The 21,676-nt window shown below is 37.4% G+C and carries 22 protein-coding genes; 6 read left to right on the top strand and 16 right to left on the bottom strand.

From position 1 onward, the window contains the following. Positions 1–65: 65 nt before the first annotated feature. Positions 66–293 carry a YdbC family protein gene (locus V7108_RS21070; RefSeq protein ID WP_335515364.1) on the bottom strand — a complete coding sequence of 76 codons (228 nt, stop codon included), beginning with the start codon at positions 291–293 and terminating at the stop codon, positions 66–68. A 176-nt stretch (positions 294–469) separates the two neighbouring features. Here V7108_RS21070 and V7108_RS21065 point away from each other — a divergent pair, with 176 nt between their 5' ends. Then, positions 470–793, top strand: a complete 324-nt coding sequence (locus V7108_RS21065; RefSeq protein WP_335515367.1) for a BC1872 family protein — start codon at positions 470–472, stop codon at positions 791–793. A 62-nt stretch (positions 794–855) separates the two neighbouring features. Here the strand turns inward: V7108_RS21065 and rarD are convergent, their stop codons facing one another. Beyond that, positions 856–1,785: an EamA family transporter RarD gene (rarD, locus tag V7108_RS21060; RefSeq protein ID WP_335515370.1), complete on the bottom strand. Its 930-nt coding sequence runs from the start codon at positions 1,783–1,785 to the stop codon at positions 856–858. Between the two features lie 316 nt (positions 1,786–2,101). On the opposite strand from rarD, the gene V7108_RS21055 reads away from it, so the two are divergent. Further along, on the top strand, positions 2,102–3,514 hold the full coding sequence (locus V7108_RS21055) for a vWA domain-containing protein (protein ID WP_335569325.1): 1,413 nt from the start codon (positions 2,102–2,104) through the stop codon (positions 3,512–3,514). A gap of 129 nt (positions 3,515–3,643) precedes the next feature. Here V7108_RS21055 and V7108_RS21050 read toward each other — a convergent pair whose 3' ends face one another. Beyond that, on the bottom strand, positions 3,644–4,405 hold the full coding sequence (locus V7108_RS21050; protein WP_335520661.1) for a TerC family protein: 762 nt from the start codon (positions 4,403–4,405) through the stop codon (positions 3,644–3,646). 32 nt (positions 4,406–4,437) lie between these two features. Beyond that, the gene (locus tag V7108_RS21045; RefSeq protein ID WP_335569324.1) at positions 4,438–4,875 is read right to left on the bottom strand and encodes a MarR family winged helix-turn-helix transcriptional regulator; all 438 of its coding nucleotides are present in this window, start codon (positions 4,873–4,875) and stop codon (positions 4,438–4,440) included. A 167-nt stretch (positions 4,876–5,042) separates the two neighbouring features. Between V7108_RS21045 and V7108_RS21040 the strand changes: the two genes are divergently transcribed. Next, positions 5,043–6,464, top strand: coding sequence for a Na+/H+ antiporter NhaC family protein (locus tag V7108_RS21040; protein ID WP_335509947.1), 1,422 nt, complete (start codon positions 5,043–5,045; stop codon positions 6,462–6,464). A 121-nt stretch (positions 6,465–6,585) separates the two neighbouring features. Here the strand turns inward: V7108_RS21040 and V7108_RS21035 are convergent, their stop codons facing one another. The 3 genes from V7108_RS21035 to V7108_RS21025 all read right to left on the bottom strand — a co-directional run bounded on the left by V7108_RS21035 (position 6,586) and on the right by V7108_RS21025 (position 9,126). Next, on the bottom strand, positions 6,586–7,644 hold the full coding sequence (locus tag V7108_RS21035) for an LLM class flavin-dependent oxidoreductase (RefSeq protein ID WP_335569323.1): 1,059 nt from the start codon (positions 7,642–7,644) through the stop codon (positions 6,586–6,588). Positions 7,645–7,739: 95 nt separating this feature from the next. After that, entirely contained in the window at positions 7,740–8,858 is a 1,119-nt protein-coding gene (locus tag V7108_RS21030) for a cysteine desulfurase family protein (RefSeq protein WP_335509948.1), read from the bottom strand. A 112-nt stretch (positions 8,859–8,970) separates the two neighbouring features. Next, a complete protein-coding gene (locus V7108_RS21025; RefSeq protein WP_335509950.1) occupies positions 8,971–9,126 on the bottom strand; it encodes a hypothetical protein in 156 nt (51 codons plus the stop codon). A gap of 172 nt (positions 9,127–9,298) precedes the next feature. On the opposite strand from V7108_RS21025, the gene V7108_RS21020 reads away from it, so the two are divergent. Beyond that, complete coding sequence (locus tag V7108_RS21020) at positions 9,299–9,496, top strand: hypothetical protein (protein WP_335569322.1); 198 nt, start codon at positions 9,299–9,301, stop codon at positions 9,494–9,496. A gap of 67 nt (positions 9,497–9,563) precedes the next feature. Here the strand turns inward: V7108_RS21020 and V7108_RS21015 are convergent, their stop codons facing one another. The 4 genes from V7108_RS21015 to V7108_RS21000 form a co-directional block, all read right to left on the bottom strand. After that, the gene (locus tag V7108_RS21015; RefSeq protein WP_335519020.1) at positions 9,564–9,740 is read right to left on the bottom strand and encodes a DUF2187 family protein; all 177 of its coding nucleotides are present in this window, start codon (positions 9,738–9,740) and stop codon (positions 9,564–9,566) included. A 238-nt stretch (positions 9,741–9,978) separates the two neighbouring features. Then, the gene (locus tag V7108_RS21010; RefSeq protein WP_335569321.1) at positions 9,979–11,226 is read right to left on the bottom strand and encodes a Ger(x)C family spore germination protein; all 1,248 of its coding nucleotides are present in this window, start codon (positions 11,224–11,226) and stop codon (positions 9,979–9,981) included. After that, on the bottom strand, positions 11,201–12,310 hold the full coding sequence (locus tag V7108_RS21005) for a GerAB/ArcD/ProY family transporter (protein ID WP_335569320.1): 1,110 nt from the start codon (positions 12,308–12,310) through the stop codon (positions 11,201–11,203). Before V7108_RS21005 ends, V7108_RS21010 begins: the two co-directional genes overlap by 26 nt. Positions 12,311–12,315: 5 nt before the next feature. Further along, positions 12,316–13,857: a spore germination protein gene (locus V7108_RS21000; protein WP_335569319.1), complete on the bottom strand. Its 1,542-nt coding sequence runs from the start codon at positions 13,855–13,857 to the stop codon at positions 12,316–12,318. Between the two features lie 173 nt (positions 13,858–14,030). Here V7108_RS21000 and V7108_RS20995 point away from each other — a divergent pair, with 173 nt between their 5' ends. Then, positions 14,031–14,960, top strand: coding sequence for a DMT family transporter (locus V7108_RS20995; protein ID WP_335509137.1), 930 nt, complete (start codon positions 14,031–14,033; stop codon positions 14,958–14,960). Between the two features lie 48 nt (positions 14,961–15,008). On the opposite strand, the gene V7108_RS20990 is transcribed toward V7108_RS20995, so the two are convergent. The 5 genes from V7108_RS20990 to V7108_RS20970 form a co-directional block, all read right to left on the bottom strand. Further along, positions 15,009–16,181 carry a DUF3800 domain-containing protein gene (locus V7108_RS20990; RefSeq protein ID WP_335509135.1) on the bottom strand — a complete coding sequence of 391 codons (1,173 nt, stop codon included), beginning with the start codon at positions 16,179–16,181 and terminating at the stop codon, positions 15,009–15,011. A gap of 326 nt (positions 16,182–16,507) precedes the next feature. Beyond that, the gene (locus tag V7108_RS20985) at positions 16,508–16,708 is read right to left on the bottom strand and encodes a cold-shock protein (RefSeq protein WP_026568674.1); all 201 of its coding nucleotides are present in this window, start codon (positions 16,706–16,708) and stop codon (positions 16,508–16,510) included. Positions 16,709–16,875: 167 nt separating this feature from the next. Further along, positions 16,876–18,390 carry an acetyl-CoA hydrolase/transferase family protein gene (locus V7108_RS20980; RefSeq protein WP_335509139.1) on the bottom strand — a complete coding sequence of 505 codons (1,515 nt, stop codon included), beginning with the start codon at positions 18,388–18,390 and terminating at the stop codon, positions 16,876–16,878. Positions 18,391–18,509: 119 nt separating this feature from the next. Then, entirely contained in the window at positions 18,510–19,154 is a 645-nt protein-coding gene (locus V7108_RS20975; protein ID WP_335509132.1) for a LytTR family DNA-binding domain-containing protein, read from the bottom strand. Continuing rightward, positions 19,151–19,894: a DUF2161 domain-containing phosphodiesterase gene (locus V7108_RS20970; RefSeq protein WP_335509130.1), complete on the bottom strand. Its 744-nt coding sequence runs from the start codon at positions 19,892–19,894 to the stop codon at positions 19,151–19,153. Before V7108_RS20970 ends, V7108_RS20975 begins: the two co-directional genes overlap by 4 nt. 205 nt (positions 19,895–20,099) lie before the next feature. On the opposite strand from V7108_RS20970, the gene V7108_RS20965 reads away from it, so the two are divergent. Further along, the gene (locus tag V7108_RS20965; RefSeq protein WP_335569318.1) at positions 20,100–21,671 is read left to right on the top strand and encodes a hypothetical protein; all 1,572 of its coding nucleotides are present in this window, start codon (positions 20,100–20,102) and stop codon (positions 21,669–21,671) included. Positions 21,672–21,676 lie beyond the last annotated feature (5 nt).

Below are 21,676 nucleotides of genomic sequence, written 5' to 3'. Positions count from 1 at the left end.
GGACAACTACAACTTTATAATCAAAATGACTTCTCCCCGAAGATTTGGAGAAGTCATTTTGTTGTCTACTCTAATTTCAATCCATTCATTAAATCCCTCAACTGTATTAACTCCTCCTGTGAAAGGGTAATCCCCTTCCCCATTTTCTCATGATTTTGATCCCAATCCCGCAAATCGTATTTCGGCTCGCGATCATTCCAACTGATTAGATTCAGTTCCTTATTCCATCCTTTTGCACCTTCTGAAATGACTCCTATTGTTTCTATAATTTCATATTTTAAGCTTGCTATCATAATCACTCCTTACTTCCTTAGTCTTCATCAACTTATTCTTCCCAATGTTTAAGACGGAAATAAATTTTCTAAAAAGACAGAAAAATATTTAAAAAAGTGTGGTCGTTTTAAATACTGTGTTATATAATAACTAATAATAAAACAACTGTTATATAACATTTAAGGGGGACTAGGGTATGAACAAAACAGATTCAATTGCACGGAGAATACTTGGTTGGAAATTAAATCGTTGGGATCGCTGGTTTGACTATGAAAAAGGAATTTTCATTCACGATTCTGAGTTTCAGCCGGAGCATAACCTTGAACATGCAATGAAGATTGTAATACGATTAGAGGAGTTCGGATTTACCTTTTCAACATCTGGGGAATCTGAAGTTAGCTTTAATAATATTCGCGCGAAGGGTGATACGTTAGCACAAGCAATCACAAATGCAGCCTATTCCATTATTGAACAGAATTCCGAAACCAATTCTACTAGATACTGGAGCACTTTATGCTAAGTTTTGTTTTTGAAATAAGTAGGAGAATTCTAAAAAAAAAGGTGACATTATTGTCACCTTTTTTATGCACTCTTTGCATGTATCGTTACTGTTGATTCTTTTCGTTTTTTTATCATCTGACGGATATTGGAGATGCTAAAGATTACTAATGCAAGCCAGATGCAAGAAAAGGAAACGGCATGGTCTTTTGTAAAAGACTCTCCGTAAATTAAAACTCCAAGAAGTAAACTAATAGTTGGGGAAATATATTGTAAGAAACCCACTAAGTAGAGTGGAATCTTTTGTGCCCCAATACCAAACCATATGAGTGGCAAGGCAGTAGCAATACCAGATCCTATTAAAAATAAATCATTCTTAAGAGTTCCGGTTGCAAAGCTATGTTCACCATTTATTCCTAAATACGCTAAAAACATTAAGGCAAACGGTACAATAAATAGTGTTTCCAGCAGCATACCTAATATGGAATCTACTTTTAATAGTTTTTTTGACAGGCCATAAAAACCAAAGGATAAGGCTAATAATAGCGCGATCCATGGAAAAGTCCCAAGCGACAGCGTCATATAGACCACACCAATTCCCGCAACTACAAATGATACTGCCTGCCATACATTCATCTTTTCACCTAATACAAAAACCCCTAATAATACAGCTATTAGCGGATTAATAAAGTAGCCTAAACTTGCTTCCACAATGTGATTCGTATTCACAGCAAAGATATAAACAAACCAGTTAATACTAATTAATAGTGAAGCCAGCAATAGTCCAAGCCATGTTTTTTTCAGTCTCATCTGAACTTGAAAGAAATTTTTTAATCGTTTTCTCTTCAAAAGCACTACGATGAGTAAAACGAAAATGAACGACCAAATGACTCGATGGGCTAAAATTTCTAGTGCAGGAACTCCCCCCAAAAATTTCCAATAGATAGGTAAGACTCCCCATAATACATATGCGCCTGCAGTAAAGTACATACCTTTTATAGATTCACGTTCCATATTATTCACCAGTTTCTGTTTAATCGTAGTTGATAAGAACTTTTCTAAAAAACATTAGTAATTATATCATACTATTTTTTTTATAGTTGGATTCCTGCTTAAAATTCAATGAGTTGAGAACACTCTCTTATTCACTGACTCCGCATCTCTAGTGATTTGACCGCTATATTCGAATAGCTCAGTCTAAAATAAATCCGTACTGCTATAAATGAACTATGACCGATGACTCATCAGCAGGAATTATCTTCATGTTAAACTTATAAGAATGTTTATTACCAACAATTACATCATTTTTACCAATAAGAGGAGGATTCGTGTGAAACGACATATATTTTTATTATTGCTGCTTATCTCGTTAGTTCTTTCGGCATGTAATAGTGAAAAAGAAAATGTAACCACCAACCTTACCGCGAAGGAAGCAGTAGAAAAACAAGAAAAGCAGGATAGCGTTTTAGAAGAATTGGAGAAAATAAATTTAGAAGTATCCGAGGAGGAGCTGGGCAACATACCTCCTGGTAAACTGATGGACGATTTCTCATACGAGGAGGATGTGGTAGAAATCGGCAATACTATTCCTCAACTGGATCACGATTTAGAAAACCAATTACCAGCACAACTAGAACTATTGATAAATGAAACGGATGATTTGGATACGATTAAAAAAGGATTGGTTGCCATGCTTGCCAGTCCCCACTATAAGGAAATCATTCAAAATAGCAATGCCTATCAACCACAGTTTGAAGAACCATATCTTCCGGATCCCACTAGGTCTGAGGGCGGCAAGGAGATCACAGCTGCCAATAAAGCAATAATCTTACTAGATGCTAGCTCTAGCATGCTGCTTCAAGCAGATGGCAAATTAAAAATGGACATTGCCAAGGATGCTGTAAAAAGCTTTGCCCAAACAATTGGACAATCAAACGAGGTTTCACTTGTAGTTTATGGTCACAAGGGTTCGGAATCGGATAAAGATAAATTTGAATCTTGCTCTGCCATTGAAGAGATTTATCCAATGGGTAACTATTCAAAACAAAATTTCCATGCCGCCGTTGATTCCTTTGAAAGTAAGGGCTGGACACCGCTCGCAGGTGCCATTCAAAAGGCGGCAGATATGAGTAGTAGTTATTTGGAAGGAACTACGATTTACATAGTCAGTGACGGAGCCGAAACCTGTGACGGAGATCCTATCCAAGCAAGCAAAGATTTAGTTGCGAAGAACAGTAATAATACGGTCAACATTATCGGCTTTGATGTTGATGGCAAAACAGAAAATCAATTAAAAGCTGTTGCCGAAGCAGGAAACGGCGAGTACTTTAAAGCCGACAGTTCTGAAGAATTGAAAAATACCATTCAATATGAGTGGCTTCCCTCCACACTTGATCTTGCTTGGGCTTTCACCATGGCACCCGATGCTTGGGAGATGTTGGATGAGTATAAAATTGGAGAACATTATCCAAAACAGTTATGGACAATTGGCAGACGCGAGTCACATCGTTTACGAGATGCCATAACTATAATGGGCGAGAAAAATTTAATTACCGATGACCAGCAATCCGAACTTAGAGATTGGGCTATGGAACGTAGTGAAGCCATGAGAGAAGTTTATACTGCGATGGCCAAGAAGAATCGTGAAAAAGCCGAAGCAAAAAGCAAGGAAATTCGTCAGAGGGTGGATGAATGGGTCGAAAAGATGAAAGCGTTGAAACAAGAGCGCGGTGATATATGGTAGATTGTTGTTATTAATAGTAAAAGCAGTGTGATTGGAGGAATCACACTGCTTTTATCGTTGTTTATATGATCTTCTCTTATACAAACTGCTTAAATAAATCTGCTTTAGATAATAAAAGACACTCTTATATTAATGAGTATACTTTTCTGCTTTCGATTTGCGAATATAATGGATAATAAATGTAACGACAAATGACAAAACCAAGAATCCGATAAAGATTTCATTCGGGATATGAATATCTACCAGTGTTAATCCCATTTTAATCGCAATAAAGGTAATTAAAATATAGGCGGTTGTTTCAAGCTCAGGTACTCTGTCCATTAATAAGATAAAGAATGTCGCCACACCCCGCATAAGAAGAATACCAATCATACCACCAAGTAAAATGACCCATACTTCCTCCGACACAGCAAGTGCAGTCAGAATACTGTCGACCGAAAAGGCTAAATCCATTAACTCTACACTGATTACAGTTGCCCAAAAGACACCAAATATTTTCACTAACCAGCCTTTTGGTTGAACTTGTTCTTCCTCTTCACCTGTCTCCTTGTGGCTTAGCTTGTCTTTAAAGAATTTAACGGCAAGCCACAACAAGTAAAGGGCTCCAATTAATTTAATCCACCAAAGTTTAATTAAAAAAGTTCCTAATCCGATAAATATAAAACGGAAAATATAAGCTCCCCATAAACCATAAACCAAAGCTTTCTTTTGCTGCGCTTTAGGTAATGGCTTTACAAAAGCAGATAACACTAATGCATTATCTGCAGATAAAATACATTCTAGCACGGCTAATGAAAGTATTAACCCCCATGCTTTTGGCGATGATAAAACCTCTGCCCACATATGCCAATCAAACATGGATGCATAGGTTGATAAAATTCCTTCCCACATTTTACATTTCTCCTTTATAATTTCAATTCAGCTTAATTCATCTTTTCCAATATTTGATTCAGTTTTTGAAGACCATTGATAATTTCATGCAAGGTTTGATCCGATTCCCCTAAAATGGCATATGTAATTTTTTCAATTAGTTCTTCATTAATCTCTTCTACAACCTTTATCCCCTTCTCCGAGAGAGCAACCTTTACGACCCTCTCATCTCCTTCATCTCTTACACGTTCAATAAAACCTTTACTTTCAAGTTTTTTACACATCGTCGAGACATTGGTTCCGGCAATATTTAATGTGCTGGCTAGAGTGCCAATTGTATGTGCACCATGGTGCTGTATTTCTATTAGTATCCTTCCTTGCAGTGTGGTTATCCCATGATGTTCACATAAAGTGTTAATTAAACTAGTGATTTTCTCACTTATTTTTCTCGAGTTATTCCAAATAATATTTTTAAAATCAATGACATCCATGGTTACCTCCATTTGCTTATATAACACAATATATATATGATTCATATATATTATAATTTATATATTTATTACTATCAAATAATAGACTTTTCTGATAACAACTAAAAAAGAGTATTTATGATGAGATATCCAAACAATAACCTTATTCAGTAATAGGGGGAAGAACATTGGAACATACTTGGCTTTCTCTACTACCATTTCTAATTGTAATAGGAATGTCTATCTGGTTAAAAAACATTTTACCCGGGCTAATCGTTGGGCTGGTTGTTGGTTCAATGATTTATACAACAGATTTGTTGTATGGAACAATCAAGAGTGTTACCTATATGGTTACCACACTCTCGGATGAGACCAACATAAAAATTATTGCTTTTCTATATTTATTTGGCGGTCTTGTGGGGATGATGAACATTTCTGGCGGAATTAAAGGGTTTTCGGAATGGGTAGGGACAAAGATTAAAAGTGAACGCGGGCTGCTTGGTCTCATCTGGCTCACCCTCCCTTTTACCTTTATGATGCCGATGTTTCGAATCATGATGATTGGCCCTGTGGTTAAATCCTTAGCTAAAAAAATGAACGTATCTAAACAAAAGGTTGGACTGACGATGGACATTTCAACAGAGTCAGTTATTGTGCTTCTCCCGGTTGCCACTGCATTTGTTGGTTTTATGGTTTCTCTTGTAGAAGGCAGTATTGGCGGATTGGGCTTAAATATGTCACCCTATGAAGTGTTCCTGCTCAGTATTTTGTTTAATTTTTTTGCAATTGTTACCTTGGTTATTGGATTGGTGCAAACCATTTGGAATCGTACTAAAAAAGAGGCCAATATAAAAGGTGAGCAAGAAAAGATGGAAGAGGAAGAGCATGAATATCACCGTATCGGGATAAAGAGAGAGTTGTCCTTGGTAAAGGCACAACCGTGGAATTTGATTGTTCCTGTTTTTTTACTTCTTGGATTATCTTTATATCTATTGTGGAAGGATGGTCGGGAAAAAGGAGCAAAAACTGTATTTGAAGCATTTTCTATTGCTGACGCCACCTTTGTCATGCTATTAGCAGTATTTATTACGCTCATCTTGTCAATTATTTTTTATTTGATTCGCAAGCAATCTCTAAGCGAACTGCTATACCATTTTTATGATGGCGGGAATCAGATGATGGAAGCAATTAGTTTGTTGATTCTAATTTGGTCACTCACACTTTCAGCTGAGGATCTCGGTTTCTCCGCCTTCATTAGTTCAAGCCTAGGTTCATTTTTACCGGCCTGGTTAACTCCAGCAACTATCTTTCTTCTGGGCTCAGTTGTCGGTTACTTTATCGGTTCTTCATGGGGAACTTGGGGATTGTTCATGCCATTGGGAGTTTCATTGGCAATTGCTACCGGTGCCTCGATTCCATTAACAGTAGGTGCTGTATTTGCAAGTGGTGCTTTTGGAGCATTAGCATCACCATTGGGGGACACGACGATTACAACAGCCTCGATCCTAGATTTACCGATTGTTGAATATGCACGTTATAAGTTAAAGGTTTCCGTGATAGGTGGAGTTATTTCGATTGCGATTTATTTAGTAGTTGCGTTGTTTATCTAGGTACCTGAAAATTTTATGGTATCCTCTGTAAATTTCTACAAATTATCAACCGATATCTACAAATTGATGGCTGCATATTAAAAAAACCGCCAAATTATTGGCGAGTTTTTTGTTTTATCTATTAAAGTCCCTCATTTACCTTTTCCCACCTAGCAACTTCTTCACGAACAATCGGCGCTACTTCTTTACCTAATAGTTCGATGGACCGCATGACATCTTTATGCGGCATGGTACCAACTGGGCAGTGCAGCATAAATCTTGTAATTCCAACATTCTTACGAAGGTTAATGATTTTTTCTGCTACAGCTTTCACATCACCTACATACAAAGCTCCATGTAAACTACGCGCAGAATCGAAGGCTGCTTGATCATATCTTCCCCAACCACGCTCGCGGCCTAATTTATTCATTGCCTGTTGAGTAGAAGGGAAAAACTTCGCCGCAGCCTCTTCTGTACTTTCACCAACAAATCCATGTGAATGAGAAGCAACTGGAAGCTTTGAAGCGTCATGACCTGCATGTTCCGCAGCCTTCTTATAAAGCTGAACCAGTGGCGCAAAATGCTGGGGACTGCCGCCAATGATGGCAAGAACAAGTGGTAATCCGAGCAGACCCGCACGGATGACAGAATCCTGACTTCCGCCGCTGCCTATCCAAACTGGCAATGGATTCTGAACTGGTCTTGGATACACACCACGATTTTGAATCGCAGGTCGATGCCCGCCTTTCCAAGTTACTTTCTCGGAGTCCCTAATTTTCAACAACAGTTCAAGCTTCTCATCGAATAACTGGTCGTAATCCTTTAAATCGTATCCAAACAGTGGAAAGGATTCAATAAAAGAACCTCGACCTGCCATAATCTCGGCACGGCCATTTGAAATCGCATCGACTGTTGCAAAATCTTGAAAAACTCGGACTGGATCCGCCGAAGAAAGGACTGTCACCGCACTGGTCAGTCGAATCCGCTCTGTCTTTGACGCCGCCGCAGCGAGTACAACAGCTGGGGAAGAGACCGCGTAATCTTCCCGATGATGTTCCCCTACACCGTATACATCTAACCCCACTTGATCTGCGAGTACTATTTCCTCAACGACTTCACGGATTCGTTGTGCATGACTAATCACCTTACCGGTTTCCACGTCCGGTGTGGTTTCCACAAATGTACTTAACCCGATTTCCACAATAACTTTCCTCCTATGTATTACGCATTGTGATTGTTACTTTATCTTTATCTTAACCCTCCATTTCCAATTCACAAAGGATTTTAACTCCAAATCTACCTCACAATTTGTATGAGACAATTCATGACTGTATCAATTTCATCCCTCGTGGTATATCTTCCCAAACTAAATCGAATCGCACCCATGCCGACTTCTCCAGGTACGTTCATTTCCTTTAATACCGGAGATAATTCAATACGGCCAGCATGGCATGCGGATCCAGTTGAAGCGGCAAGATGTGGAATGGCGTCCAACAAATCTTGCCCTATCTTTCTAACAAAACTCACATTTAATGTATTCGGCAAACGGTCTTCCGGATGTCCATTTAAGACAACCTTTTCACCAAATTCACTCGTTAATTTTGACCAAAAATAATCAGTTAAGTCCTTTAATTTAGGATCCCCTAATTGCGTACTGGCGATTTCACATGCCTTCCCTAACCCAACTGCCAATAATGTATTTTCAGTTCCTGCCCGAAGTCCATTTTCATGCCCCGCACCATGAATAAGGGGTTCAAGCTTCACACCATCACGAATAAACAGTGAGCCAATTCCTTTCGGAGCATAAAGCTTATGACCGGCTATCGTTAACATATCTACTTTTAAGTCATCCACATTCACTGGTACCTTACCAACTGATTGTGAAGCGTCTGTATGAAAGGCAATCCCATACCTTCCAGCTATCTCCCCAATTTCTTTGATTGGCTGCAAGGTTCCTGTTTCATTGTTTGAATGCATAATTGTAATTAGAATCGTATCATTTGTTATTGCCTTTTCTATTTCCTCAGGGGAAACCCTCCCATATTGATCAACACCAATGTATGTAACTTTTGCCCCCACCTTCTCTAGGAACTTACAAGGATTTACTATTGCAGGATGTTCAATTGTTGAGGTAATTATGTGCTTCCCTTTATGCTGATTCTTAAAATAAAAACCTTTTAATGCCAGATTATTTGCCTCACTCCCACCTGATGTAAATGTAATTTCTCTAGGAGAACAGCCAATCAACTCAGAAACCTGAATTCTCGCATTTTGTAATAGTTTTTTCACAGGTTTTCCTGCCCAATGAAGTGCTGAAGGATTTCCATAGAAATCACTCAGCAGCGGCTGCATAGCATCAACCACCTCCGGCGCCAGTGGCGTACTGGCGTTGTAATCAAAGTAAATTTTATTCATCCAGTTATTCCTCTCTTATCTATTTCTCTAGTATTATAGTAACAAATTTCCTGCAAGATGTTACGAATAGCTGCTTAGAAAAAATTCAATCCATTTTTATTACAGCCAATCGTCAGGTGCGATTGGCTGTAAAATCGTTATATGGCAAAATAAGCTTTTCCACTCGATCATAGTTCATCGTACTAATTTCTTGCATTAATCTTGGAATCGCTTTTTCAGGATAGCCATAATCACGAAGCAGTTTTTCCATTTTTTTATGTTTATCCAAATGATTACCTCCTGATGCATTTTAAGGAGAACTTCGTAATTACCTTACCTTTACTGTTCCCTTTACATCGAAAAGGATATTTGGAAATATTTGAAGTTTTACTATCAACAAGGCACCTGAATAGTTCCTATTTTTCTACATAACCTATTTCTGTTCAGGAGGTGAAAAACAGATGTCTAACCAAAACAAGAATCAAAATAATAAAGGTATAGCAGAAGGAATTAAAGAAACAGCAGGTGCTGCCTTCCATACTCTTCATAGTGCCTTAGAAACCACCGAGAATGTTGCTATGAATGCAGTAGATGCCACTAAAAATGCTGCAGATTATTTAACCGATAATGGAAACAATAGAGACCGCAGTAATGATTAATTAAAATATATGTAAGCAATTCCAAGTAAAAATCCCTTTCCAATGAAGGGATTTTATTTTATTGGACTTATTTAATTATTTTGTAATTCTTATGGTTAACAATGGTTATCAGCGGTTCATCTTTATCCTTTGAAACACCATATTGTACCATCACAGAGTTTTCCCTTACACCCGTTACAACACCTTCTAAAGAGCTCCCCTCTCGTTTAAAGGAAATCTTATCACCAATTTGTGCGTTAGCCATTCTATCACCTCGATAATATAATTTCCAAAATCAACCGATTAAATACTTTTAATTAAGCTTGAATTGCCGCCCAAAATAAACCTATAGGATTGTAAAAAAAGGGAGGACGATAATGGAGATGGACAGAAAAAAAACGACCAAAGCGCCTATTTTCTGTTTTGCCTTCCATAGGCTTATAGCAAATCCTATCGTATAGCTGCAAATCAATAACATTGTAATAATAATGAAACCTTGCAAGCTACTCTCCCACCTTTACTGGTTTTATTACCTTCTTCCCATAATCAATAATTTCAATTTTCGGCCTAACGTATATATCGGCATTTAGGTAAGCTTTAGGAAAGTTATACTTCTGGAATTCCGGCATATTAGTAAAATATTTCCTGGCATACATAGGTAAAGGGTATGGGGCACCTTTTAATTCTATTTGCGTTTTTTTAAGAAATTTTTCTGTAATCGATTTTAAATGTTGATGAAGTTGCTTTTTTAAGATTTCTCGATTTTTTTTATCACTAAAATCGACTGCAGACGGGTTTGACATAATTTCAAATTGTAAAGGAATGGTAAAATAAATTTTTGGCCTGTCCTTTATCAAATTCATTTTTATTTTATTGTTTTCTGTTTTTAGAATCCTTGCAGCCATTTGTTTCTTGTTGTCTGAGAAAGGGTTAGGTATATTCACCAAAATGTCTTTAATATTTGTGGTGTCATCCAGAATATTAACAATCCTCGTTTCTTGACCCGTGAGTTTTGCCGTCATTACTCCATTTTTAAATACGGCAGACCCAATAAACTGAGTATCATCAAGTTCACCTGTTACATTCAATTCTCCAGCAAGATACTGGTCATCATTTTTTATTTTTGGGTGCTTTTGTCTTTTTGTCGTTGTATACATCGCTAGAAAGAGGTCTGTCCCTCTTTCCGTAGTTTGAAAGTAGCGAAAAAGGGTAGAATCAGGAATAAAACCATTTTCAATTCCATGGCTAATCATGAATTGAAAGTATTTATGGGGTCGTGTTTCCATTTTAGGGCGATTTCTTTTAAAAAATTCATAAGCATGTTCCTTCGAAACGGCAAGATAACTACTTAAGCGGATTTCTTTATCCTTTAAAACATCGGTAAACGTCTGTGCGAAAACCGGGTCCTTGGCAAACTCCTCAGATACGACAAAGACACTTAATAGTTCATAACTAATATCACGCGAGATCACTGCGTTTGCCGTTGCTTTGGCCACAATGAAATCATTTGCATCGAAGGTGATAATCTCCCGGGGCTTTTCCGTTGAACCTCCGCCTCCTTGCATACTTCCAACTTCGGGATTTGCAAGAAGCAAGGTTACCTTAATTTTCCCCTTCTCTTTAGACTGATCAAGACCTATACCAATAACATACGACCTATCCTCAAGCTCTTCTCGATCCCAACATCCCGTTAATAAGCCAATTAGGACGAACAACAACGATAATCTAAAGAATGTTTTTATTTTTAGCACCTTTAAATTCTCCTTTTATATATGCTGTCGCCCATAGGATCATCGATGTTACAGCAAAAATTGGGCCTGCAACACTTATTATAACTGGTTTAATATCAATACTCACTTCCATGGGTGTTTCCGGAACCATTCCAATTAATAAATAAATAGTCGCCAGTGATGGTATTAAGTATTCGAAGTCTTTTATCTTAAAAATATGGCCAAACATGAGTGCATTTATATACAAAAATGCAGAGAAACGGATAATTGCAGACATGACCCAAATAATGAAGAAGATGATTTCGACATTCGGAATATATGTTCCCAGTGAAATATAACGGATAGCTGTATGGAAGGGATATCCAATTCCTCCTAAGGAGGTATCAAACATACAAATAAAAACGAGAATGGTCAGGCAAATTTGGAAACTGACGTAAATATAGGAAAACCAAATTCCTTTTTTAAACGTTTTAAAAGATTTCATATAAGGTAACAGCATGGTCATGAGAAAAAAGTCAGCAAAAATGGTTGTTTTCTGCGAACTTCCCTTGATCACCTCGACGATTCCCGAGCCCCAAATTGGAAATATTGATTGGATAATGATGTCCTGCGTACTGATTATGAAGACGAGGTACAAAGAAACTACCGCATAGAAAACAATTAAATAGGAAACAGATCCAATATGTAAAATTCCCTTTTTAGCTCCATATGCACAAATAAACATTAAAATCCCAAAAAGAATCACGTTAGGGGTCGTAGTAAAATAAAACGACCGAATGATATTCGTATACGTTCTTGAATCAATGGAAATAGCAAATGAGTTGATACAAAATATAAGCAGGCATACAAAAAAACCAATGTATTTTCCAAGTAATTTTTGAATTACAGCAAATAGATTTTTGTCTTGATAGAGCGACAACGTTTTCATCAATAAATAAAAAGGGATAAAAAAGATACCTGCTGAAAGAAGCGGGATCATCCAGGAAGCATTTTGCACCTGGTTATATATGAGGGATGGTGTATCCTCCGTGGCTTTTGACCCCACCATTAATATTGCAATCGCTGCAAGTTCTCGAACTCCAAGTTTTTCAGGTTGCATGTTCATATGTTTTATCCCTTTCTTTGTTTCACCATATCCTTTGGTCTTAAATATCCCGGTCGAAATCTTTCTTTCATCGGAACATGCCGAATCAGCATGTCTTTGGAAGAGAAAAAATGTGGTGTCATTGGGGCAAAATAATCTGTGCCAAATGACTTCAATGACACTAAATAAAAGAGTCCAGCAATACCCAATGCCGTCACTCCATAAATGCCCATGAATCCAGCTGCAAAAATAAATAGGAAACGAGTAATCCGGATTGCAAAATTCATACTGACATCGATTATAATAAACGAACTTAACCCGCTTAAAGCAATTACAATAATAACTATCGGACTAATAATATTTGCTTGGACGGCAGCCTGACCTAAAATTAACGCACCTACAATTCCAATGGTTGGACCAATCGGAGATGGTACCCGCAATCCAGCTTCTCGAATCAGTTCAAAGGCAAGTTCCATCATAATTACCTCAACAATGGATGGAAACGGTACCCTCTCCCTTGTACCTGCAATCGCCATTAATAAATCAGGCGGGATCATTCCGACGTGATAGTTGGTAATCGCAAGATAAAAAGGCGATGTGAATATAGCAATAAATAGGGCTAAAAACCTAAGTATTCTGATGAAATTACCATACGGTGCTCGCAGATAATGATCTTCCGGAGAATGGAGCAAAGCCCAGAAGGTAGCAGGCAGGACTAAACAGGCAGGAGAATTTTCCATTAATAAGATTATATGACCTTCCTGAATAAAAGCTGCTGCACGGTCAGGGCGTTCCGTATATAATAGCGTCGGGAATAAAGACCTCGGCCTTTCTTCTAAGTATTGCTCTAACACACTTAAATCAATAACGGTATCAACATCAAAAGAATTTAATTTATCCTGAATTGTTTGAATCAGTTCCTCGTTAATAAGGTCTTTTTGATAAACTAAGAACACATTATTTCTTGACCGTTTTGAAATGGCATGAGTTTCAACAATAAGGTTTTCATTTTTAATTTTTTTTCGAAGCAAGGAAATATTATCGATAACCTTTTCATTAAATGCTTCTTTTGCTCCTTTAACAATCACTTCATTGTCTGATTTTTCAATCGAACGGCCGCGAATTTTCGTTGTTTCAAATAAATAGCATTGACGATCATCATCTATAAAAAGGGCAGTACTTCCAGATGTAATAAATTCCGTTATATCTCCAATATTGGTGGAAGTACTCGTTACTGGGTATGAAATGATATCTTGAATTTTACCAGTAGATTGATTGTTATCAATAAGTTTTTCTACAATGCCTTCCATAATGGATTTAAGATCTACTACAGTACTTATATAGATGATAAATGCACGTCGTTCTCGTGAAGGGATGGTAAACTCATGTAGTTTTACATCCATATTTTTTGGTATAGAAAATATCCACTTAAAGGTCTCTAAATTTTGTTCATAATCACTGCTTATGTCTTGTTTTTTTAATTCAATAACATCCGTATTGGATTGTTCACTAAATTCAGGTTCTTTCGTAAGACTTTTAATCAATAATTTGGAGATCTTTTTCTTCATCCTAAACCCCTCCCAGTTTTTATATCGTTTTCCATTAATAGGCTTTTTATGTATGTTAGGGAGACTAAAAAGTATTTTGGGCTTATATTCCATATATTTAAAGAAAAAATATTTCGACATACGAAAATGATGGTACAATACTAGATATTAATATGATTGGATTGGGGAATAGAATGAAAAATAAATGGATAATTTACGGAATGTTGTTTATTGCAACGGCAACATGGGGCAGTGCCTTTATTGCGGGTAAAATAGCTGTCCAAAGCTTTGAACCAGCAACCGTCGCCTTTTTACGTTTTTTAGGGGCAGCTGTCCTTTTGTTTCCACTTATGTGGCTCATGGAAAAAAACCGAAAGAAACCAACACTCAAAGATTATGGATTATTTGCGGTACTAGGATTTACCGGAATCGCACTCTATAATATTTGCTTTTTTATTGCGACCAAACAGGCACCAGTTATTAAGAGTTCACTGTTTATTTCGTCAAACCCAGTATTAATCGTCCTTTTATCAGGCATATTTTTAAAAGAGAAAATAACAAAGAACCATATCATTGGTATGATAATTGCGCTCTCGGGAGCGGCTTTTATTATCACAGATGGGCATATCGTTACATTGTTCCAGCTTGGCTTTGAGACCATTGATTTTGTTTTACTCGGTGCGGTCATTAGCTGGGCGTTGTACAGTGTTGTTGGCAAAGTGGTGTTAAAAAAATATAGCGCGGTTGAATCTACCACATACGCAGTTGCGTTTGGTACAGTTTTTTTAGCTCCGTTTGCTTTGGTTGAAACCTCATGGCAAGATGTTATGCAGGCTGACCTTTCAACCTGGGTGGCAATTGCGCATATGAGTATATTTGTAACCGTTGTTTCTTTTATTATGTATTATTACGGAATCAAAGAAGTAGGTGCGGCCAAAGCTTCGATTTTTATTAATGTCATGCCGGTTTCTGCTGTGTTGATGGCTACTATCTATCTAGATGAGACCTTTACTTGGGCTCATGGAATTGGAGCTGCGTTTGTTTTAAGTGGAGTTTATATTGGAACGAATACGAAGTTATTTAAGAGGAAAATACAAGCGGTGAACGTTACAGAATATCGCTAAGAAATGGTTTTGACGAAAGAGGGAATCAGCTGGTTGCTGAATCCCTCTTTACTCATTCATAACCTTTATTTTTTCCATCTCAATCATTTTTTTTAAATAGTCATATTCTTCTTTTTCGAGAATATCAATTTCACGGTTTGTAGCCAGCAGAATTTGTTCTCGGCATTTGGCGACTCTTTGAATCATCGGGTGTATCGTTAAACTGGAAAGATTTACAAAGTCATACAAGTCATTTAAACAAACCGGAAGTTTATAGCCTTTATTGCTAGATGCAAGTAACAATCCATGATCGCGCAGCTTTGAAACAATATTAGACCGAAAATAATGCTGTTTAATTTTGTTAATTCTAATGGAGTTAAGGTTATTAAGAATTTCCTCTGTGTACACATATTCATCTGGATTTTCTTTCAGATTAAATAGAAGAAATTTTAGTAAATCAATTCGGACTCTTTCATCCTCGTCTTCACTCTTTCTATGCTCTTCAATGTATTGATAAGCCAAATTGACAGCTTGTTTAATGATAATTTGATCGGTTTCTGAGTCGGTTTTATCAAAATGATAGTCATAAAGATAGTGCTTATAATCATGCGGCCAAAGATTAATCGTGATGAGTTTATTTTTGATAAGATTATAAAATGATGGATAGTGATTGGAGCGATGTTTGGCGTCATAACCTTTTGCAATTGTACCAGCGATTAATTCTGCCAGATCAAGGAGAATTTCAGATTTGCTATTGTTAAAACCAAAGGTTGAATAATTAAACAGATCTGGTATGCACTTCTCTTTAACATAAGAGGAAAATTCCTGCATAAATTCCTTGGAATCTTGTTCATCAACTATAAGATCAAGATGATCAAAGGTACGATGCAAATCATCAAATACATTTCGGTTGAAAAATTTAATAAACGTTTTTTCATATGTAACGCCGCTGTCTTCTCTAATTTTTCGCTTGTCGATGACGTACGCATAGACTTTAAAGGGGAGATCCTTTAAATCATGTAAGATTTCTATTCGAACAGCATCGTCTATACTCTGTTCATCGAATTTCGCATTTTGAAAGTGTTTTCGCTTTATTTTTTCAACTTCATGTTCAAGAATTTCTTTATCAGAACCTTTTACAAGTATGCATGCGATTACAAAGTGAGTCGAAGTCTCTGGTTGATCAAAATCGAATCCGTAATGACCAAATTCATTAATAAAAGCATATTGGATATCATTCAATTTTTATCCCACCTCACCAATGGAAAACTTACTATACTTATTTCAACATAAATGGTTCTAAACCTTTAAAATTTGATATTTTCCATTAAAAATTCTACTTTTGGCAGGGGTTTCCATGCTATATTTGCCGTGAAAGCAAATTTTTTAAAAAAGATTAGGGATTGAGCCGAATGTGTGCTATACTGTGTCTACCATTTGCTTTACGTTTTACGTTTTTCGAGTAACCGCCCTGCTCATTTTATGAGCAGGGTTTTTTGTATGCATTTTATCAGACAAGAAAAAAAGACTCTCTAGTGAGAGTCTTTTTTATATATGGTTGGTTCTAATTATGCTTTACGAACGTTAGTAGCTTGTGGTCCACGTTGACCTTGTTCTACTTCAAATGTAACTGCTTGACCTTCGTCTAAAGTTTTGAAACCTTCGCTTTGGATAGCTGAGAAGTGTACGAATACATCGTCTCCTGCTTCTCTTTCGATGAATCCGAAACCTTTTTCTGCATTAAACCATTTTACTTTACCTTGTTCCATTTGTTGTTTCCTCCTCGTGTGCTGTGCACACATTGTGTTACTATCCTTGCTCAGTTCTTTAGACGTAAAGTTGTAAACTTTTTAATCAAACTGACTGACAAAAATAATTCTCCTTAACTATAACAGAGATTTACTGTTAAAGCAAACGAATATATAAAATCTTTTTCCTAAACTTTTTCAAGTACCTTTTCCAACATTGTTCCCCGCTGCGCAAAATTGGTGTGCCATGAAAAAGCTTTTTCTAAAATATGAGGAGTTTGACCACCTCTAGTTAAGGCTTCTTGATAATATTCCTGAAGCTGCTCCCGGTACATAGGATGGGTGCAATTCTCGATGATTAATTCCACACGTTCCCTTGGTGCCAGCCCGCGCAAATCTGCATAGCCCTGCTCGGTAACGATGACATCCACATCATGTTCTGTATGATCAACATGTGAAACAAATGGAACAATACTGGAAATGTTACCGCCTTTAGCAATGGATTTTGTCACAAAAATGGCCAATCGGGCATTACGTGCAAAGTCTCCAGAACCGCCAATCCCATTCATCATTTTAGTACCTAATACATGGGTAGAATTAACATTTCCATATATATCTAATTCCAAAGCAGTGTTAATCGAAATGAGCCCAAGACGACGGATAATTTCCGGATGGTTCGATATTTCCTGAGGTCGCATGATTAATTTATCACGATACTTATCAAAATCACCAAATACCTCTTTCATTTTTCCATCTGAGAGGGTAATCGAGCAGCAGGAGGCAGTCCGCACTTTCCCGGCATCAATCAGGTCAAACACAGCGTCCTGTAATACTTCCGAATATACCTCTAAATCTTGAAACTCAGAATCAATCATTCCATGCAGGACTGCGTTAGCGACAGATCCAATCCCTGACTGCAGTGGTGCCAAACGTTCAGTAAGTCTACCATCCTTAATTTCCTTACGTAGAAATTGGATCAAATGCTGAGCCATGATTTCCGTTTCCTCATCAGGCGGTACAATGGTTGACGGAGAATCTAGCTGGTTGGTAAAAACGATCCCTCTTACCTTATTGATATCAATGGTTATTCCGTTTGTTCCTATACGGTCATCTGTGGCTGTTAATGGTATTGGTTCCCTCTCGCCCTGTTTACCTGGGTCATATAAATCATGGAGTCCTTCAAGATTTTCATTTTGAGCTAAATTGATTTCAATGATGATTGACTTCGCATTTAGCGCGAATGATAATGAATTTCCAACGGAGGTTGTTGGAATCACCATTCCATCCTCCGTTATTGACACCGCTTCCAAAATAGCGAAATCAATCGGGGCAATCACGTTTGCGCGCACCAATTCTGCTGTGTGTGACAAATGCTGATCGACAAATAACAGTTCACCGCTATTGATCTTTTTTCTCATGGTTGGATCTGCTTGAAACGGTAGTCTTTTTCCAAGAATACCTGCTTCCGCAAATAATTTATCTACATCTGATCCTAAAGAAGCACCTGTATACACGTTGACTTTAAAATTCGCGGGTTTTGCCCGGTTTACCAGCGCAAACGGAACCGCCTTCACATCGCCGGCACGTGTAAATCCGCTTAACCCTAACGTCATTCCATCTTCAATCCATTCTGCAGCTTCTTCTGGTGTCACGACCCGATCCCACAGCCGAGGGTCTCTAATTCGTTTTAAATTAATTTCCATCATCCATCCCACTCCCCTTTGTCCCTATTTTACTTAATGGGTATGTACAATAGGAAAATGTAGGATTAACTACGGAATTTCCAGACAAAACAGCAAAATTGATTCCTAGAGCAGCAGATTTAAAACCCAAGCAGCCGGCGAAAATAGCTGGAGTAGGATTGACTGACTGGAACTCTGTCTCCGTTTTCCATTGAAAGAATAAAGGTGGAATGCGTATCAGGAAATATCTCCTTAATATGATTAACATTAACAATAAATGAGCGATGACAGCGAATAAAATGATCCTTTGGCAGCAGGAACTCAAATTCCTGTAATGTATTTTTATGGGTCCCAGAATGTTCCTTCCCGTTCACAAACGTTTTTTTCTCCTTCGCTTCTAAGTAAATCACCTCAGAAAAAGGCATGGGAATCCAGCCATCATCAGTTTTGATTGTTACCACCAATTTACCGCTCGTTAAAGAAGGGAAAATCGCTGTTACGCACCCTTCCAAGTTCCCTTCATGAAAGAAGGGAACCGCCATTCCATGATAAGGAACGCCAAAGACATCACGATCAATAAATTCTGTTACCTTCTGCCTAGAAGTTATCGCTTTATGGGCAATGGTCCCCTCCTTCAAAATGTCTCCTCGCCGAATTTTCAAATCTACCCTTTTACTAGGGCGGTAATAGATGTACTCACTCGTATCAGATACCGCTATAGAAATTTCCTCAGAAAATAACTCACTAATTACATCTAGAAGGGAAACAACTGTAATACTCTTCAATTGGATTCTCCTCCATCCCTTATGTCTAGTTTTTCTAAATAATAGTTTACAAGATCCTTATACTCCTGCACCTCAAGGATGCCCTTCTCAGTAATAGCATAGGTACCTCTCTTAATCCGTTCAAACCATCCATAATAGTTATTTGTTAAGATTGAGGTGACCTTATCACCCGCACCCATAACCTTTAACGCCTTTGGAGATAATGGACCCATTCTATCTAAAATACAAGCAATTTGAATGCAATTTTCTTTGTAAGCGGTCATGATTTTCGTCCTAGTACTGCCCCCTACATTGAAATCGGCACTTCGTCCGTTAATTTCTTTCAAGATGGCCTCTCTCTTCATCTTATTACGACCGGCTGCTATTTTACGATTAAAGGGAGCTGGATGGATAAGTATGTCTGCTTGCGAGCGGTTGCCTGGAAAGGAAACGACAATTAAGCCAAGCTCTAACATTTTAACTAGATGGCATTTATCTGCCCATTGCTTAGAATTCAGCCGGCCTTTTGGTTTTGGAATTCCAATGTATACTTGATCTGTTAACTTTTGCCGTTTGGCCGCTTGAATAAGAAGATCGACACTTAAGGAGAGTTTTAATTCAACAATAACCAGCTCATCCTCTTTCACTGCGACGATATCACAGTCCTTCACTTCACCATAAACTTCATAGCCTTTCCGTGAAAAATACTTCTGAATCGGTTTATATAAATCTACCTCTTGCAGCTTTTTCTTATCAGTCATATGTATCAGTATCTCCTAAAACATTCTTGTCCTAGTTATTTTACCATGAATATGATATGAGTTTTATTCATTACCAAGCCAAGTTCTAAATAACAGTTTTTTACAAAGACAGTGTATCTGAAATAGCCTATTCTGTCAGAATTATGTTACTATTATTTTCGTAAATATAAATAGAGAATTTGAAAGAGTATCATGGGGGTCTAAAATGAACAAAAAATTCGCAGATAAGCTTTATTGGATTGTACCCGGAGTAATCATGGTTTTAGGAATACTTCTATTATTCTATGAAAACTTTTCCGATGTGACTGAACACCCTGCAGAAAATTGGAGCAGGGCCCTGACTGTAGGTGAGACAGACTTGAATCAACTGCCGCCAGTAAAAATCACTGAAAATGGAGATTTTGTTTTTACAAGATTCGAAGATGGTAAATTAGCCACAACGACTTTGGGGAAGGATTTCACCATAAAGGATGAACAAACATATAACATTCCTGTAAATAAATGGACACAAGTTTATCAACAGGATGATACGATTATCTATTTTGATTTTAAAAATATTTATGATCAAGATAGGAATATAATTGTCTCCGATGTTGAGAAGTTCTATCCCTTGGACACGATCATTCTTTATGTAAAAAATAAAATACTTTATCAGCTATCACCAGAAACTAAGAAATCTGAAATTGTTATGGATATTGATTTAGCAAAGCTAAATATCAAACCACAACAGAACGAAGATGGAGTTAATATTTTAACTTACTCATCTGATCCTACTGGAGTCGATATTACACTACAACAATATTTAAATGGAAAAAATAACATCCTGTACCAATCAAAAATAAAGGTCGATCCAGGAAAAGTTGTCAATGATATCTCCTTTGCACTGGAAGATCAAAAATTAGCACTGTTACTTCAGGAGGAACTTCAATCAACTCAAGGCGGGAATCCAGAGTTTTTCAATTATTTTATGTTAACAAGTTTATCTATTCCAAACACACAAAATGCAAAGGTGTTAACTTTTGATGACCCAGCTGGAAATAAGAGCTTGAAGGAAGTTTCCGATGTCGTCCTTACGTTTCGTAATGATAAACCAACCATTCTTTTTCATGCTGACGGGCGAACACAAACCCAATTCAATGACCGTACAACCTTCAATATTTATTCTGCAGAAATAAGCGAAAGCGGCGCCACTAAAACAGAACGACGCAGCAATACAGCTGAAATTTCAACGAAGCCGCAATGGATCAATGAAGAAACTATTGCATGGATGGATCTAGACGGTAAAGGACATAAAATTAAACTATCATCTGCTGACATAAATACCATTGATCCATTAATTAAGTATACGGGGGACGATTGGCTGCAGGCACTAGGAAAAACAATGGGGATGTTAACCTCTTCATTTTTCGGTATTGCCTTTGCTGTAATTTGGCTTATTTGGCCGATTCTTTTCGTTGTTTTTATGTATATCTTTAGAAATAGAATTGCTGATCGTGATCCAGCTTGGTATTTTTATACAGGAATTGGGATTTACGCAGTCGCGGCAATCATATGGAGAAATCGATTTTTTGTGGATAATATTTATACAAATGCACCAGGTTACTTAACCTTTACTGGCAGTTCATACGTTTACATGATTATTTTTGCTGTCGTTGCTCTTTCGTTAACGATGTATACGAAAAAGGTAAACGAATGGGCAGGTACTCAGAGAATTAGCTATTTTGTAGGAATTCACATTATCCTATTAACGATATTCTTCGGGCCTTATATCATCTAATGACT

The organism is Neobacillus vireti (assembly GCF_036962345.1).
Lineage (GTDB): Bacteria > Bacillota > Bacilli > Bacillales > Cytobacillaceae > Neobacillus > Neobacillus vireti_A.
The sequence above is the reverse complement of the archived record's forward strand: the minus strand, read 5'-3'. Positions and strand labels throughout refer to the sequence as shown.